17 protein-coding genes are annotated in these 16457 nt (G+C 34.1%); 4 read left to right on the forward strand and 13 right to left on the reverse strand.

Translation table 11 applies throughout. The features are described 5' to 3' along the window. The coding region (locus tag CD150_RS10620) for an FtsW/RodA/SpoVE family cell cycle protein (RefSeq protein ID WP_142382337.1) at positions 1 to 536 on the reverse strand (536 nt) is incomplete at its 3' end. A 324-nt stretch (positions 537 to 860) separates the two neighbouring features. On the opposite strand from CD150_RS10620, the gene CD150_RS10625 reads away from it, so the two are divergent. Next, positions 861 to 1469, forward strand: a complete 609-nt coding sequence (locus CD150_RS10625; RefSeq protein ID WP_103161571.1) for a class I SAM-dependent methyltransferase — start codon at positions 861 to 863, stop codon at positions 1467 to 1469. Positions 1470 to 1644: 175 nt separating this feature from the next. On the opposite strand, the gene CD150_RS10630 is transcribed toward CD150_RS10625, so the two are convergent. Next, positions 1645 to 1776, reverse strand: a complete 132-nt coding sequence (locus CD150_RS10630; protein ID WP_046207113.1) for a beta-class phenol-soluble modulin — start codon at positions 1774 to 1776, stop codon at positions 1645 to 1647. A gap of 385 nt (positions 1777 to 2161) precedes the next feature. Here CD150_RS10630 and solA point away from each other — a divergent pair, with 385 nt between their 5' ends. The 3 genes from solA (at position 2162) to CD150_RS10645 (ending at position 5436) form a co-directional block, all read left to right on the forward strand. Next, the gene (gene solA / locus CD150_RS10635; protein WP_073345293.1) at positions 2162 to 3346 is read left to right on the forward strand and encodes an N-methyl-L-tryptophan oxidase; all 1185 of its coding nucleotides are present in this window, start codon (positions 2162 to 2164) and stop codon (positions 3344 to 3346) included. Between the two features lie 2 nt (positions 3347 to 3348). Further along, positions 3349 to 4482 (forward strand): M20 family metallopeptidase, encoded by a 1134-nt coding sequence (locus CD150_RS10640; protein WP_073345298.1) that lies wholly within the window; start codon positions 3349 to 3351, stop codon positions 4480 to 4482. Between the two features lie 93 nt (positions 4483 to 4575). Then, positions 4576 to 5436 (forward strand): LysR family transcriptional regulator, encoded by an 861-nt coding sequence (locus CD150_RS10645; protein ID WP_103161572.1) that lies wholly within the window; start codon positions 4576 to 4578, stop codon positions 5434 to 5436. Between the two features lie 22 nt (positions 5437 to 5458). Here CD150_RS10645 and add read toward each other — a convergent pair whose 3' ends face one another. The 11 genes from add to CD150_RS10700 form a co-directional block, all read right to left on the reverse strand. Then, the gene (gene add, locus CD150_RS10650; RefSeq protein ID WP_073345307.1) at positions 5459 to 6436 is read right to left on the reverse strand and encodes an adenosine deaminase; all 978 of its coding nucleotides are present in this window, start codon (positions 6434 to 6436) and stop codon (positions 5459 to 5461) included. Between the two features lie 259 nt (positions 6437 to 6695). Further along, positions 6696 to 6896 carry a hypothetical protein gene (locus CD150_RS10655; RefSeq protein ID WP_046207118.1) on the reverse strand — a complete coding sequence of 67 codons (201 nt, stop codon included), beginning with the start codon at positions 6894 to 6896 and terminating at the stop codon, positions 6696 to 6698. Between the two features lie 32 nt (positions 6897 to 6928). Beyond that, the gene (cysC, locus tag CD150_RS10660; protein WP_073345312.1) at positions 6929 to 7537 is read right to left on the reverse strand and encodes an adenylyl-sulfate kinase; all 609 of its coding nucleotides are present in this window, start codon (positions 7535 to 7537) and stop codon (positions 6929 to 6931) included. A 19-nt stretch (positions 7538 to 7556) separates the two neighbouring features. Further along, positions 7557 to 8738 carry a sulfate adenylyltransferase gene (sat, locus tag CD150_RS10665; RefSeq protein ID WP_073345317.1) on the reverse strand — a complete coding sequence of 394 codons (1182 nt, stop codon included), beginning with the start codon at positions 8736 to 8738 and terminating at the stop codon, positions 7557 to 7559. A gap of 21 nt (positions 8739 to 8759) precedes the next feature. Beyond that, the gene (locus CD150_RS10670) at positions 8760 to 9665 is read right to left on the reverse strand and encodes a sulfite exporter TauE/SafE family protein (protein WP_046207121.1); all 906 of its coding nucleotides are present in this window, start codon (positions 9663 to 9665) and stop codon (positions 8760 to 8762) included. A gap of 23 nt (positions 9666 to 9688) precedes the next feature. Continuing rightward, positions 9689 to 10300 carry an NAD(P)-binding protein gene (locus tag CD150_RS10675; RefSeq protein WP_073345321.1) on the reverse strand — a complete coding sequence of 204 codons (612 nt, stop codon included), beginning with the start codon at positions 10298 to 10300 and terminating at the stop codon, positions 9689 to 9691. A gap of 44 nt (positions 10301 to 10344) precedes the next feature. After that, on the reverse strand, positions 10345 to 11079 hold the full coding sequence (locus tag CD150_RS10680) for a sirohydrochlorin chelatase (RefSeq protein WP_073345326.1): 735 nt from the start codon (positions 11077 to 11079) through the stop codon (positions 10345 to 10347). A 19-nt stretch (positions 11080 to 11098) separates the two neighbouring features. Further along, positions 11099 to 11869 carry a uroporphyrinogen-III C-methyltransferase gene (gene cobA, locus CD150_RS10685; protein WP_064209678.1) on the reverse strand — a complete coding sequence of 257 codons (771 nt, stop codon included), beginning with the start codon at positions 11867 to 11869 and terminating at the stop codon, positions 11099 to 11101. Positions 11870 to 11892: 23 nt separating this feature from the next. Then, entirely contained in the window at positions 11893 to 13560 is a 1668-nt protein-coding gene (locus CD150_RS10690; RefSeq protein WP_236588522.1) for an NADPH-dependent assimilatory sulfite reductase hemoprotein subunit, read from the reverse strand. A gap of 58 nt (positions 13561 to 13618) precedes the next feature. Continuing rightward, a complete protein-coding gene (locus tag CD150_RS10695; RefSeq protein WP_169926886.1) occupies positions 13619 to 15442 on the reverse strand; it encodes an assimilatory sulfite reductase (NADPH) flavoprotein subunit in 1824 nt (607 codons plus the stop codon). Positions 15443 to 15635: 193 nt separating this feature from the next. Further along, positions 15636 to 16358 (reverse strand): phosphoadenylyl-sulfate reductase, encoded by a 723-nt coding sequence (locus tag CD150_RS10700; protein ID WP_046207126.1) that lies wholly within the window; start codon positions 16356 to 16358, stop codon positions 15636 to 15638. Positions 16359 to 16457: the final 99 nt, after the last annotated feature.

Genomic DNA, 16457 nt, shown 5'->3' on the forward strand with positions numbered 1-16457 from the left:
AGATCTCCTTGCATCAACACAAGCAATAAACCAATACCTAATATGGCAAGTGGTGGTAACATATGCTTTAATTGGTAATCTTTGTGACTCCTCACACGTTGATTAATAATGTAAGAAAGATAAAAAATCGAAGCTAATTTCAAAAATTCCGAGGATTGTAAACTAAATATTCCTAAATTAATCCAGTTTCTTGAACCATTAATCTCTTTCCCTATCAAAATTGTAATTAATAGCAAGCATAAGGTGCCAATAACCATCAATTTTTGTATATGAGCACTTTTAAAGAAATTTATATTTATGCACAATGCAATAAATATAACGACTACAATACCCATAATCAAAAAGATAAATTGTCTTTTCATAAAATAATTACTTTCAATTGAAACGCCACCAGTTAAAGCGCCTTTAGATGCCGATACCATGCTCGCACTATATATCATGATGACACCTAAAACGCCTAGTATAATAAAACTAATTAGCATCCCATAATCTAGACCTTTTAACCGTTGCTTAATCATTCTTAAAATATTCTTCATTTCTGCACCTCATTATAAACGTCCACCACCTAGTAAACCAGATATAACAAGCATGCTCAATCAGACTTTAGGCTTACCTAATTTAATATGTTATTCCTATATTATGTATTTCTATTTAAATATTTTATCTATACATAAAATGAACAAATTTACTTTTTAAAAAGTATCAATTAATTATCTATAATTTTAAATTATACGAGATAACTGTAAACGTATTGATTTGAAAAGATTATGTCCATTATGCTAAACTCTATTATAGATTTTAAAAGTCTTTAATAACTTTAAAATCTATAATATGGAAATCTATATTAAAGGATGACAAATTTGAATCAATCTCAATTTAATCAAATAGCCCGAAATTATGACAATAACGAAAGAATAAAGCTCGCTAAAACGATCTCTTCCGAATTAAATTTATTATTTAACAAAGGTACGTATGATTCATTATTAGATTATGGTGGCGGCACTGGCCTTGTCACATTCGATATCGAACATCATTTCAATCACATCACTGTTTTAGATGCTTCACCGAAAATGGTTGGAATATGTAATACCAAAATTAAAACATTGAATAAAACTAACATTGCAGCCATTGAAGGTGACTTGCTCGCTTCGAACAATATACTGCTTCATCAAACTTATGATGTGATATTGCTTTCTCTTGTATTACTTCATAGTGGGAATTACATGGCATTACTACAACAGTTAGTCACGCAATTAAATAGTAATGGCTTACTTATCATAGTAGACTTCGATAAAAACGAAAATGTTAATCATCCAAATATCTATAATGGATTCGAACAAAAAGATATCCAAAAATCACTGCGCACAATAGGACTTTCGAATATAGACAGCCATACTTTTTATCAAGGCAAAAATATATTTATGAACAAAGATGTCAGTCTCTTTTTAGCTTCTGGACAGTTAACGTAACCTCCTCGAAATGTATAATCATACAAAAGTAAATGTATAATTTTTTTATAGTTATACAATAAAACACGAATTTCCTTTCCAATGAATTGAACAACAAAAAAACTACTGTTTTCTGACACTTTATGTGTGAAACAGTAGTTTTTCTTAAGTATATATTTAATTGAAAATATGACTATTAACCAAAGAATCCAGCGATGAAGTCTGCACCTTTAGCTACTACATCTGCGATGCTAGTTCCCATATTTACCCAGTCGTGATCTAAACCTGATTTTACTGCATTTGAAATTGCTTCTACGATACCTGACATAATGTAAGCACTCCTTTAAATTGATTTAATTTGTTATTTAAAAATTACGCGAAAGTGTCAACTAAAGTTTTGATTAATTTAATGATACCACCGATAATATCTGCAATCATCATGTCAATACACCCCTTTACTTGTTTGTGTAATTACATTGTATGCTAATTAATAATTAAAATTTTAAATTTTTCTCAATTCGTTTAATTAAGTTCCTAACTGTCTTAATTTAATAATAAAAGTACAGTTAGGCAAAATACTTATGTATATGGATATCACTTTTAGAGATATCAACCATCTCTTTTTGTAATTTTACACCTAGAACTGTTGCTATTAGACTTGAAAGAAATACTTGCCAAATGATTAAATTTGTTTCAATTAAGGAGAGATGGAAATGGGAAAACATTACGATGTCATCGTTGTCGGAGCTGGCTCTATGGGTATGTCAGCTGGATACTATTTAGCAAAAAGTGGGTGGAATACACTAATGATAGATGCTTTTGATCCACCACATGAAAATGGAAGTCATAGTGGTGATACAAGATTAATAAGACATGCTTGTGGAGAAGGTTTATCGTATGTCCCCATTGCTTTGAGAGCACATGAACTTTGGAATGAACTTCAAAAACAAACAAATGAACGTATATTTTTAAATACAGGTGTTATTACTTTTGGTCCTAGTGATTCATTATTTGTACAAACTGCAATCAATGGTGCTCGGCAATATAATATAAATACTAAAACCTTATCTGCTAAACAAATTAATGAAACTTGGCCAGGTATTACAATACCTGATGGCCAAATTGGTTGTTATGAACCTGAAGCAGGTGTGCTATTTTCTCAAAATTGTATTCGCGCTTTTAAGCGACTCGCTCTAAATCATGGTGCCGAATTAAAAATCAATTCGCCAGTGATGCATATTGATATTCTTAATGACTCAGTAGAAGTTCAGACCCCCTCTGAAACAGTTACAGCAAATAAATTAATTATTACTGGTGGTGCTTGGAATAAAAAAATTCTAGATGATTTAGATTTAAAACTACAACTTCAACCTTCTAGACAAACGATAGCATGGTTTGATTCCAATGATATTTTATACAAGTCAGATGGATTTCCAGGCTTTTTTGCCGACGTTCCGAGTGGTGTATATTATGGATTCCCTTCTATTGATGGTACTGGTTTAAAAATAGGACGTTATGATAACGGAGACCCTATCGATCCAACTTATTACAATAAATCATTCGGGTCTTATGTAAAAGATGAAAAAGATATTAGTGGTTTTTTGCACGCATATATGCAACAAGCTAATGGAAATATCAATGTAGGTAAAACTTGCATGTTCACCAATACATTAGATGAGCATTTTGTGATAGACAAACATCCCAAATACGAACATATTGTCATTGCTGCTGGTTTTTCAGGACATGGCTATAAATTTTCAAGTGCCGTCGGAGAAATATTATATGAATTAGCCACTAAAGGTAAGTCCAAACAAGATATATCACTATTTAAAATAACACGTCCAAGTTTACAGCCTGAAAATAAAGAAAAAGTTTTTAATAAAGCAAGGGGGGTTTAAACATGACACAATCAAATTTAGAATTCTTACAATCGCTCATCAATGTCGATAGCACCAACCCACCTGCTAACGAAAATAACGTTGTACAAATTTTTAAACAACGGTGTGCATCTCGTAATATTCCTTTTGACATTACACATTTAAGTGACAAAAGAAGTAATTTTTCAGTAACTTTAAAATCTGAGCATCCAAACGCTAGCAAACTCTTATTATCTGGCCATACCGACACTGTAAAGATAGGCGCACAAAAATGGGATTATGATCCTTTTAAAGGCGATATTGCTCATGGAAAATTATATGGAAGAGGAACAACAGATATGAAAAGTGGTTTAGCTGCTTTATATCTTGCTTTAGAATCTTTGATTGAGGAAAACTATGAATTCAAAAAAGATATTGAATTTTTAGCCACTGCAGGAGAGGAAGTAGATTCAATCGGTGCGGAACATTATGTCAAAAACGCAAATATGGATAATGTATCTGCTATCATCATAGCAGAACCCACAACTGAGAAAGTTGCAATTGGACATAAAGGAGCATTATGGATAGAAGTCACTTTGACTGGAAAAACTGCACACGGCGCAATGCCAGAACAAGGTATTAATGCAGTTGAGGGCATAAATAAAGTCATTCAATTGGTAAATGATTTAAAAGACGAATGGTCAGAAGAAACAGCAGCTTTAGGTAAGAGTAGCATCTCAGCAAATATGGTTAACGGTGGCATTCAAACGAACGTGATACCCGACAAATGTACATTAAATGTTGATATACGAACAGTTACACCTAATATTCATGACAAACTGTACAAGCAATTTAATCAACGCTTAACTCAGATATTTGCTGATAGTAACTCTCCAAAAGTAAACTCAAAAATATTGCTTGACCGGGCGACTGTTTTAACGGATGTCGATGCTGAAATTATTCAAAAAGCCTTAGATATTTCGGAAGAAAATGATATTACTGGAATGGCTTATTATACCGATGGATCCGTGCTAAATCCTAACAGCGACATTCCCACATTAATTTATGGGCCAGGAATAGAAACATTAGCACATCAACCCAACGAATATGTAGAAATAGCAGCTTTCGAACGATCTATAGACTTTTTCAAAGCATTAATTAAAAAATATGCAACATAATTAGACTGCCGTCATAGTGACGGCAGTACTTTTTTCTGCATAAAAGAAATTGTTTCATGTATAATAGCCTCAAACGAAAACTCAGGTGATATTATGGAAATCAAAGACTTTAAAATTTTTCAAAGCGTTAGTCAACATCAAAGTATCAGTAAGGCTGCTAAATCACTAAATTATGTTCAATCTCATGTTACATTTCGCATAAAACAACTAGAACAAGAACTCAACACACAACTTTTTTTACGTCATAATAAAGGTACAACTTTGACGAAAGATGGTGAAAAATTCCAAATATATGTTGAAAAAATTTTAGCCACATTAAATGAAATAGAACATGATTTTGATAAACAAGAAACATCTAGTGGCAAAATTGATATTGGGATTGTCGAAACTATTACTAAATTACCGATGTTATTATCTATGTTTCGGAAAAATTCGCCACACGTTTCTCTTTCACTACATACCGATGTTACTGCCAATATTTCTAAAAAAATAGTCAATCAAAACTTAGATTGTGGATTTGTCACTGGTTTCAAACATCATCATCATATAAATGAAGTGGAGTTATTTAAGGAAAAACTTGTATTAATCTCCGGTACAGAGATGACCCAATTAGAAGACATTACATCCGCAGTATTTTTGGTATTTAAAAATGGCTGTAATTATAGAAGAAATCTTGAAGCCTGGTTAAAATCCGAAAATACTAAAAAACCAACACTTATAGAATTCGGCACTATGGAAACAATTATCGGTAGTGTAAAATCAGGTATCGGCATTAGTTTAGTTCCGAAATCATCGGTACAAAATGATTTGGAAAACGGCTCATTATATAGCTATGAATTGCCAGACAAATATAGTAATATCTCGACTGACTTTATTTGGAATAGAAATTATCATTTAAGTCTTGCTATGACTCATTTTATTCAAACTATCAAATCTTTTGCGTATCAATACTAAAATAAACAATAGTGTATACGCGTTATGACATTGACTGAAGCACTTGCCTTTTTTCTGCTTCAGTTAAAAAGGCATATTGAACGGCACGCTTATTAATATATTTAATTTGCTTTTTATTGATTAACTGATGTTTTAATAGCAACGTATATTCTTCATTTAATGAAGTTTGTGTCACCATACGGTTGTCTGTATTGATAATAAAAGGTATATCATTTTTTAATAAGTAGGGAATATTGATTTGTGACAACGTCTCTATAGCTTTAGTTTGCAAATTACTTTTAGGACATATTTCTAATAATACATCCTTCGCTTTAACTTCATTTAATATTGCTTCATCTAAATTAGCAGCAACACCATGACCGATACGCTTAGCGCCTATTTTGATTGACTCTAAAACATTATGTATACATCCACACTCACCTGCATGGAGTGTTAAATTCATACCTTTTTCTAACCCATATTGAATGGTATTTTGTATTTCATATGGTGGAAATCCTACTTCAGGACCCGCAAAATCAATACCACATATTTTTTCACTGTTATATACAGACACATCATCAAATAATTGTTTATTCACAGACGCTGCATGTTGCCTCATTGCGCAAATCAGTAAATTCACTTTCATATGCAATGTATCTTGTACAATATTAACGCCCGCTTCTACTGCTTTTAGTACATCTAAAAGGGTCATCCCCTGTTCCATATGCAACAATGGTGCAAAGCGAATTTCTATATATTTAACATTATCCTCATAAGCTTGTTGCGCAACATCTACAATTGCACGCTTAAGACTATCTGCTGTTTGCAATACTTTTAATACTTCATCAAAACACTTCAAATACGACGCTAAACTTTCACAATCCTCTTGCACCGTGAGACGATCCTCGTTTAGATATACGCCTTGTTCTTGAGCCAATTGTCGAATTAAATGTTTGCTGACTGAACCATCTAAATGACAATGTAATTCTATTTTAGGAATCTCCTTTATACTTTGATTCATTTTAGTAAACTTCCCTACCTTTATATTGTGTTCATTACTTTTAAAATGCTAATCAGATAAATTTGATTTATTTAATATAACACTTTAATTTTCACATTTCTATAAAATATAAGAGTATGATTCATTACTGTTTACTTACCTACAAAACACCTTATAGTAAGCCTTTTTAAATGTTGATACGCGCATTAACATTTAAAAACAGGGTGAAACCAAACTCGTGATTTGATTTCATAACCCTGTTTATCAATGCATTCATAATTTATAATTGGTTATAATGACCTAGTATTATCATTGATATACCTATGCCAATAAAGGATACTACCATAATTGAGATCATTATTTTTAATTCTATAAGAAAGTGTTTTCTATTTTGACCTAAACGCACAAGTAACAATCCACTCAACATTACTAAAATAAATATAATAAATAATATTATGGCAATGATATTTAATATCTCCATTCGATTGCCCCTTCAGTTTTTTATTATTAAAGTTAAATGCTATCGATATACTGATGTTGTTGTAAATAATCCATAATTTTAGATACTGATGCTTCAACAGAGAGGATTTCTGTATCTAATACAATCTCTGGTTGTGTAGGCGCTTCATATGGCGCATTTACGCCAGTAAATTCTGCAATTTCACCATTTCTTACTTTTTTATATAAACCTTTAGGGTCTCTATTTTCACATTCTGATAGACTACATTGCGTATAAACTTCTATAAAATCATCTGTATCTAATAATTGGCGCACCGCTTCTCTATCTGATTTATAAGGAGAAATAAAAGCAGTAACTGTTATCAAACCTGCATCTACCATCAATTTACTAACTTCCCCTATACGCCGTATGTTTTCCTTACGATCTTCAGGTGAAAATCCTAGATTCCGATTCAATCCATGTCTAACATTATCTCCATCCAAACGATATGTATGGATTTGATGGTTAAATAGTGCTTTTTCGAGTTCTACGGATATCGTTGATTTTCCTGAGCCTGAAAGTCCTGTAAACCAAATGACTGCACTCTTATGTTGATTACGCTGTAACCTTTCATCTTTGGTAACCTCTGATGCGTGCCATGTTATATTTTTAGATTCTCCCATTACTATGTCTACACTCCTTTTATTTCTGTTCTTTCAATCCATTTATAAGAACTTGAGCCACTTCAGGTCTTGAAAATTCTTTCGGTAACGTTTCTCCGTTTTTCAATTTTTCACGAACTTTCGTACCACTCAAATGTAAATGTGCTGAAGCATCATGTGGGCACGTTTTTGCTGTAGCCATGTTTTCACATGTTTTACAATAAAAGGCATGTTCAAATTTTAATATTTGTATACCCAATTCTGCTTCGTATCTAGCAATCAGTTCTTGCGCTTCATACGTGCCATAATAATCACCTACACCTGCATGATCACGCCCTACAATAAAGTGTGTACATCCATAGTTTTTACGTACTGTAGCATGTAATATCGCTTCTCTAGGCCCTGCATATCTCATTGCGGCAGGATAAATAACTAAACGCGTTTTATTTTCCGGGTAATAATTTTCCAATATAACCTGATAGCTTTCCATACGTACTGATGCTGGAATATCATCAGATTTAGTTTCACCTACTAAAGGATTCAACAACAAGCCATCTACTGCTTCTAGTGCAGCCTTTTGAATATACTCATGTGCGCGATGTACTGGGTTTCTAGTTTGAAAACCTACTACTGTTTGCCATCCTAAGTCTGTAAAGAGTTGTCTTGTTTCTTTAGGATCCAAATGATAATCTACAAATTCGTCGTGTTTAGGTCTATTTAATAAATAAATTGGGCCTGCGAGATAGACGTCCCCTTTTTCATAGACCTTTTTGACACCAGGATGATCAACATCCGTCGTTCCATATACAAGTTGCGCTTCTTTTTGTTTGTCATACGTATATTTTTCTTCTAAGTCAATCACACCATATAAAACACCATCTTCCCCATACAAAGCCACACGAGAGCCAATATTCAAATTTTGAGATTGCGCTGTTGTCACAGGTAATGTAATCGGAATACTCCAAACCAAACCATTATCTAAATGTAAGTGTTCTACCACGTTGGTATAATCGTTTTGATTCATAAAGCCTGTCAGTGGACTGAAGCCACCTATTGCAATTAATTCCAAATCTGATAAACTCCACGGATTTAAAGTGATAGATGCGAGTGTTTCAGCTTCTTTAAGCAATTGTTCTCGCTCTGCGCCGTAGACCTCCCTATTGATAAGTGCACCACCATGAGGTTGGATGGTAGATTGTTCTTTTTCGTTTATTAATGACATGTTGTCACACTCCTTAATGAATTAATCTAATTTATTTACATTGGTTTCATCTTTAAAAGTAGCAAACGGTAATTTATTATTTTGGTATAAAGCATATAAAATTAATCCGAACCAAATCACAATCAATGCAATTTTTATTGCGATTGATAAAGCGTGATTGATTTCTACAACACTAATCAGTGAATTTGTATTTGTGAAAATAATCAATCCACTCACACACACAGCTAATATATTCATCGGTAACAGTCTGACTAACCATGCTGCAAACGGTGCAGCAATCATACCACCGACACTTAATGACACGACAAGCCACCAATTAATTTGACTCCAACCAAGAAAAATAATAAAGCTTAGCGACGCAGATACTGTCACGAAAAACTCACTTGCCGATACCGTACCAATCGCATACCTAGGTTCCAATTTCTTTTGAGCAAGTATTAATGGCGTATTAACCGGTCCCCAGCCTCCACCACCAATTGAATCTAAAAATCCTGCCACGGCGCCTTGTGGTATTAATACAAAGCGGGATGTTTGTTCATTCGTTTTTGATAATGGTTTTTCTTTAGTAAATAAAAATTGGTATAAAATATAGAGTCCCATTGATAATAGAAATACAGCGATAAATGGTTTAATAAAGTCACTGTGTATATGACTTAATATAGCAGCACCAATAAAAGCTGTGATCGCTCCAGGAATCGCTAATTTAATCATGGTAGGTTTATGTACGTTTTCAAATTTCCAATGCGACGTTCCTGACGCTGCTGTAGTAGCAATTTCTGAAAAATGTATTGTAGCTGAGACTATTGCCGGTGCTACACCAAATGTCAATAATATTGAAGAAGATGATGCGCCAAATCCCATGCCTAATGAACCGTCAATTAATTGAGCGAGAAAACCAGCCAGTGCAAAAACAAATAACTTATACATATGATGTCCCCTTTCCTTTCAATTTACTTCAGCGCTGATAACCACTTTCTAACTTCATTTTGCTTAGTTATTTTTAAATATTTATCATTTAAAATTTGCTTCAAAAACCATTCTTTTTCCTCCGATGAAAGTGAGCTACGTTTAACTTGCTGTCTACATTCATATAGGAAATCTACATAATCACCATATGCGCTATTAAAATGTTGTTGTAACTCAGCTAAAATTTGACTGGCCAGCTTAGGACTGGCACCTTGTGTTGAAACGCTGATCGTTAACTTACCACGTCGCAATATACTTGGTAGCAATACATCACCTGCTAACGCTTGACCTGCCATATTAATTAATGCCTTGTCTGGCTTTGCTTGTAATATAGACTGGTTTACATTTGTATCATTCGTCGCAGCAATAATTAAATCTGCATCTTGCACATCACTGCTTTCAAATGTTTTGTTCCGCCACTGAATTTCTTGTTTATCAACTAATTGTTTTAAGTTATTAGTGAGCGTGGGGCTAATAATTTGAATTAGTTTTGTATATGTTTTTAAAAGATTGATACGTCTTTCTGCTATTTTTCCGCCACCTATAACAACGATTTGTTTTTGCGAAATATCAACCATTAAAGGGATGTAAGACATAATGTCACTCCTCAGATAAGGTACTTTCAACTTTGATAAAATGACTAAACTGTATCAAATGTCTCTTCCACACGTTCTTTTAATGCAATTTGTAATGTCTCATGATGACTCAGATGCGCTGCTAAAATAATGTCACTTTTAAATTGGTAAGCACTCACAACATTAGCGATGTGTTGGTCTAAAATACCTGTAAACCAGATATACGGTAAAATAAATATTTGCGAATGACCTTCATTTACTAATCGGTCCAGTGCATCTTCAAATAACGGTTCACAAGCTGCTAAATAGCACACTTCTATACTTTTAGAGGGGAACATTTCTGATAATTGTGACTTTATTACCGAAAAATCTTGCTTTGTTTGCGGATTATAACTTCCTCTACCAATAACTAATAATTTAGCTTCAGCATTAGGTGTGATTTTACGTTCTTCTAAACGTTGTTTAAGCACTTCCGTTAATCGTTTTTGTACGCCTAAAGGTTTACCATAATTAATTTTCACATTGGGAAATTGTGCTTTCATACGTTCAATTTCTTCAGGTATATCTTTGTAGTAATGTCCTGCGCTAAGTAGCAATACAGGTACCACTGAAATTTCTGTTGCACCTTGGTGCACTAATTTCCTAAAACCTTCAGATATATCCGGGTCTACAAGTTCTAAAAAACATGTTTCTTGTAAAGGAATATTAATTTTTGTTTGTACACGCGCAATCAATGACGTTGCTTCTTCGACTGCTTCTGCTACACGACTACCATGACTGACATATAAAACGCCTTGCATATCATAACCCCTCCAACAACTATGATGTGAGTTGTGTTAATAATTCATTTTTATATGTTTCTTCAAACCAACTGATTCGGTTACGTAATTTCACGACTTCACCCACAATAATCATAGCTGGATTTTCAATCTCTTTTGCACCGTGGACAATGGTTTCTAATGTGCCTACAACGGTTTTTTGTAATTTAGATGTACCCATATGTACAAGTGCTACTGGCGTATTTTTATTACGTCCATTTTTAGTTAATAACTCAACAATTTCTGGCAGCTTTTTAACTCCCATATAGATACATAACGTTTCCGGCCCTAAAGCTAGATGTCTCCAGTATTCATCCTTGTCAATTTCTTTATTGATAACACCCGTAACAAATGCAACTGAAGAGCTATAGTCTCGATGCGTTACAGGGATACCTGCGTATGCAGGTGCTGCGATACCTGCAGTAATACCTGGTACGATTTCAAATGATATATCATTTGTGGCTAATACTTCTGCTTCCTCGCCACCTCTGCCATACACGAATGGGTCTCCACCTTTCAAACGTGTAATCGTGTGTCCTTCTAGTGCTAAATCGACAAGTAATTGGTTAGTATCTACTTGCGACACTGATTTATGGTTAGGATTTTTACCACAATATATTAACTTAGCAGTTATAGATGCATAATCTAATAACTCAGGGTTAACTAAACGGTCGTATAAAATAATGTCAGCCGTTTCAATCGCTTTTTTACCTTTAACTGTAATTAAATCCGGATCACCAGGGCCCGCACCTACTAAAAATACTTTTCCCATCCTAACACCACTTTCTTAATTGATTAACTGTGGAATAATTGACCGTCTGTAACTGCTTCAACAATACCTGCCCTGACGACAAAATCACCAAAACGTTCACCAACAGTTCTTTCTTGTGCATATTGCAATAAAATAGGCCTTAAACTTTCTAATATTTCCGCTTCATCAATATTTTCTTTATACAACTTATTTAAACGATCACCAGCGAAACCACCACCTAGGTACATATTGTACTTACCTGGTGCTTTTCCAATAAATGCAATTTCAGCTAATGCTGGACGTGCACAACCGTTAGGACATCCCGTCATTCTAATGGTTATTTCTTCTTCGTTTAAGCCTGCTTCATCTAACAGACTTTCTATTTTCGTTATTAGCGAAGGTAGGTACCGTTCAGATTCTGCCATTGCTAAACCACAAGTAGGAAAAGCGACACAAGCCATAGAATTTTTCCGCAATCCCGTATAATGTTCGCCATCTGTTAAACCATATCGCTTTATCAGCGCTTCAATTTCTGGCTTTTTGTGTGTTTCAACATTCGCAATTACTAAATTTTGGTTAGGCGAAAGTCTAAAATCTCCAGTATGCACTTCAGCAATCGCTCTTAACGCTGTTTTCAATTGATATTTTTCTGTATCTTTAACACGGCCATTTTGAATAAATAATGTGAAATGATGTTTGCCACTGCCTTCAGTCCAACCATATCGATCACCATTATCTTCAAAGTGAAATGCACGCTTAGGCTCTAGTTCCCAACCTAATCGACGATTGAGCTCATCCGTAATCCATGTTACGCCTTTACGATCCACCGTATATTTAAAACGTGCATTTGTTCTCTCTTCACGATTTCCATGGTCTCTCTGAATTGTCAGGATTTTTTCACAAACATCGATGACCTGTGATTTTGGAAAATAGCCAATCAAACGTCCAACTTGTGGATATGTCGCAGTATTTCCATGTTTCATTCCCATGCCGCCACCAACCGTAAGATTAAATCCAACTAATTCACCATCTTCAATAATCGAAATTAACCCAATATCTTGAGAAAATACATCGATATCATTAGAAGGTGGGACTGCAATACCAATTTTAAATTTACGTGGTAAATAGGTTTTACCATACAGTGGCTCTGGTTCTTGATCACTTGTATCTAACACTTTTTCTCCGTCTAACCAAATTTCGTGATAAGCTTGTGTTTTAGGTGAAAGATGACGGCTAATATCACTTGCAATCTGATTAATTTCCGCATGCACATCAGATTGATAGGGGTTAGGGTTACACATTACATTTCTATTAACATCGCCACATGCTGCTAACGTGTCTAATAAAGATTGATTGATATCAAACATTGTTTGCTTTAAGTTTCTTTTCAAAACCCCATGGAATTGAAACGCTTGTCTTGTTGTTAATTTAATCGTTTGATTTGCATATTGGTTCGCAATATCATCCATCGCAATCCATTGTTCTGGAGTCGAAGCACCACCTGGCGCACGCACTCTTATCATGAAACTGTATGCAGGCTCTAATTTTTGTCTACGGCGTTCGTCGCGAAGATCTCTATCATCTTGCATATAACTTCCATGAAACTTTAATAATTTAGTATCTTCTTCTGAAATCGCACCTGTAATTCTATCTGCTAACCCTTCGACAATTGTGCCGCGAAGGTAATTACTATTAGCTTTGATACGTTCCATCTCATCAAGTTTTTGAGAAAAATTTAAATTTGATTCTGTCACGTGATCAACTCCTTTTTTAATAAACGTCTCTTTGATATCGTTTGTCTTGTTTCATCTGTGTCAAATAAGTCTCAGCTTCTTCATCTGACATATTACCTTCTTTAACTAAAACCTGATGTATCGCTTTGTGTACATCTTTAGCCATATTTTGTTCGTCACCACATACATATAATGCTGCACCGTTTTTCAACCATTCATAAAAAGTTTTACTTTGTTCTTCAATTTTGTGTTGAACATAAATTTTTTCTTCTGTATCCCTTGAAAATGCCAAGTCCAACTTACTAAGAACGCCTTCTTTAAGCCAATCTTGCCACTCTGTTTGATATAAAAAGTCTGTTGTAAAATGCTGTTCACCAAAGAATAACCATGTTTGTCCTGATAAATCTAATTCTTCACGTGCTTGTAAATAAGATCTAAAAGGCGCGACACCTGTGCCGGGTCCAATCATAATGACAGGTGTAGCTTCATCGAATGGAAATTTAAAATTCGGATTTTTCTTTAGATAGACAGATATAGATGTACCAGGTTCCATACGTTCAGCTAATTGAATTGAACAAACACCTTGACGTTCACGTTGATGCGCTTGATACCTTACAGCGCCCACGGTGATATGAACTTCATCAGGATTTGCTTCATAACTGCTTGCTATAGAATATTCTCTAGGAGGCAGTTTTCTTAAAAATTGGTACAACACTTCAGGCTCGAATTTTTCAGGTCTAAAGTCTTGAATTAAGTCAATTAAATCTCGACCATATACATAAGATTTAATCCAATCTTGATCTATAACATTTTCTGCCAATGTTTTATTTCCAAACAGCTCAGCTGCTTTTTGTAATAACGGCTTTGTTAATTTAGTGATTTCAAAATGGTGCTGTAGTGCCTCTTTTACTGTAAGTACATCACCTTTGTCATTGATTGGTACTTCTGTTTGAGCATCCCAATCTAATTGATTCAGTAACGTTTCTACCAGTTTTTCATCATTTTCCGGAATCACTACCAAGCAATCACCTGGCTCGTAGTCTTCACCATAATCTTCAAATTGTAATTCAATATGTCTAACCTCTTTATTAGAACCTCTACCATTCAAGTTAATATTTTCTAATATTTCAGCTTCATATGGTTGTGTTTTTGAATACCTTTTGTCATTTGTCAATGGCACAGTGTTCGTTGTTGTCACTTTTTCCTCGCTCAATGAAGCATCACTTAACTGTTCGATAATGTGATCCATCCAGGATTCAGCCGTATCATCAAAATCCAAGTCACAATCTTGTCTATCCACCAAGCGGGAAGCACCTAAATCTTCTAGACGTGCATCAAAGTCTTTACCTGTTTGACAGAATAACTCATACGACGCGTCCCCGAGTGATAAAACTGAATAGCGTACACCTTCCAACTGAGGCGCTTTTCTTCCATGTAAAAATTCATGAAAGCTAATGGCATTATCGGGTGGGTTTCCTTCCCCATGAGTAGAAGAAATAATAAATAAATCTTCTACTTTTTTTAAATCCTTAGTTTTGTAATCACCCATTGCACTCAATTTCACATTGAAATTAAGTTCGACAAGACGATCAGCTAATTTTTCAGCTAAACCTTGTGCATTACCAGTTTCTGAACCATATAAAACAGTGATATGTCTCTCACTATTTGAAGTAGATTCTTTATTCAATACAAACTGAGCTACTTCCGATGGTGTTTCTTGTTTTGTAGTAACACTCTGTAAATTTGCAGTTAAATAACCACTTAACCAAACTTGCTGCTCAATCGTAAGATTTTGAATAATTTGGTTTAGTTGTGTAGCTTGATTTTCATCAAATGGACTATTTATTACAGATAAGTTCACAACCATTTCACCTCATTTTAATTTTTTATTTAACAATCATTTATCTAAAATCACTCAACAGTTGATTCCATAACTTTTCACGGGTAAATGTAACTATCACTATAAGATTGATTTGATGACCATTCTTTAGTTATATCTATCCGATTGGAATACTAAGGATTAATAGCAAAAAAATTTTTAACTATAAAGATGTTTAATCTGTAGTATGAAGACCGCATTCTGTTTTATTTGAATTTGTCCATCTGCCTGCTCTTGAATCTCCTGATCCTTCAACAGCTGTAGTACATGGTATACACCCTATACTTGGATAGTTAAAATCGTGTAATTCGTTATAATGCAATTCATATTTTTTAATATATTGCCAAACATCTTCCCATGTCCAATGTATCAACGGACATATTTTTACTGACTGAAAGCGTTCGTCTTTATTTATAAACTGAGTATTTTCACGACTGGGCGATTGTGCTCTACGTAATCCAGAAATCCAAGCAGTAGCACCAGACAAAACATCTTCCAATGGTTTGATTTTTCTAATATAACAACATTGGTTTGGATTATTTTTCCAAAGTGCAGGATTATATTGTGATGCTTGTTCTTCCAAAGTTAATTCAGGTTTCTTAAGTTTAATTCGTAGTTCTGGATAACGTTTTTGAACACGATCAATTAGATCGTATGTTTCTTGAAAGTGAAGACCTGTGTCTAAAAATACAATTTGGGCATCTTTCTTAACACTATAAATCAAATCAATTAATATCATGCCTTCCGCACCAAAACTGCAAGCATAAATAACTGAATCACCATAGGTTTGATAAGCCCAAGCGACGATTTCACGCGCACCTTTTGTTTCATCATCAATATCAATTGACTCAAAGACGTTTGCGTTAAAATGCGCATATGTAACTTTTGGTTCAAACATTAATTTATTCGCCCCCTCATAACATTCATAAATACATTATAATTAGAGTTATTTTTAATTTAGAATAATTTGAAAATAATTATGATTTACACTTTACTC

Source organism: Staphylococcus ureilyticus (assembly GCF_002902235.1).
Taxonomy (GTDB): Bacteria; Bacillota; Bacilli; order Staphylococcales; family Staphylococcaceae; genus Staphylococcus; species Staphylococcus ureilyticus.

Excerpts from the sequence above, each read along its gene's own strand:
- CD150_RS10630 (WP_046207113.1), bottom strand. The coding sequence starts at position 1,776 with ATGTCAGGTATCGTAGAAGCAATTTCAAATGCAGTAAAATCAGGTTTA.
- solA (WP_073345293.1), top strand. The coding sequence starts at position 2,162 with ATGGGAAAACATTACGATGTCATCGTTGTCGGAGCTGGCTCTATGGGT.
- CD150_RS10640 (WP_073345298.1), top strand. The coding sequence starts at position 3,349 with ATGACACAATCAAATTTAGAATTCTTACAATCGCTCATCAATGTCGAT.
- CD150_RS10645 (WP_103161572.1), top strand. The coding sequence starts at position 4,576 with ATGGAAATCAAAGACTTTAAAATTTTTCAAAGCGTTAGTCAACATCAA.
- add (WP_073345307.1), bottom strand. The coding sequence starts at position 6,436 with ATGAATCAAAGTATAAAGGAGATTCCTAAAATAGAATTACATTGTCAT.
- CD150_RS10655 (WP_046207118.1), bottom strand. The coding sequence starts at position 6,896 with ATGGAGATATTAAATATCATTGCCATAATATTATTTATTATATTTATT.
- cysC (WP_073345312.1), bottom strand. The coding sequence starts at position 7,537 with ATGGGAGAATCTAAAAATATAACATGGCACGCATCAGAGGTTACCAAA.
- sat (WP_073345317.1), bottom strand. The coding sequence starts at position 8,738 with ATGTCATTAATAAACGAAAAAGAACAATCTACCATCCAACCTCATGGT.
- CD150_RS10670 (WP_046207121.1), bottom strand. The coding sequence starts at position 9,665 with ATGTATAAGTTATTTGTTTTTGCACTGGCTGGTTTTCTCGCTCAATTA.
- CD150_RS10675 (WP_073345321.1), bottom strand. The coding sequence starts at position 10,300 with ATGTCTTACATCCCTTTAATGGTTGATATTTCGCAAAAACAAATCGTT.
- CD150_RS10680 (WP_073345326.1), bottom strand. The coding sequence starts at position 11,079 with ATGCAAGGCGTTTTATATGTCAGTCATGGTAGTCGTGTAGCAGAAGCA.
- cobA (WP_064209678.1), bottom strand. The coding sequence starts at position 11,869 with ATGGGAAAAGTATTTTTAGTAGGTGCGGGCCCTGGTGATCCGGATTTA.
- CD150_RS10690 (WP_236588522.1), bottom strand. The coding sequence starts at position 13,560 with ATGGAACGTATCAAAGCTAATAGTAATTACCTTCGCGGCACAATTGTC.
- CD150_RS10700 (WP_046207126.1), bottom strand. The coding sequence starts at position 16,358 with ATGTTTGAACCAAAAGTTACATATGCGCATTTTAACGCAAACGTCTTT.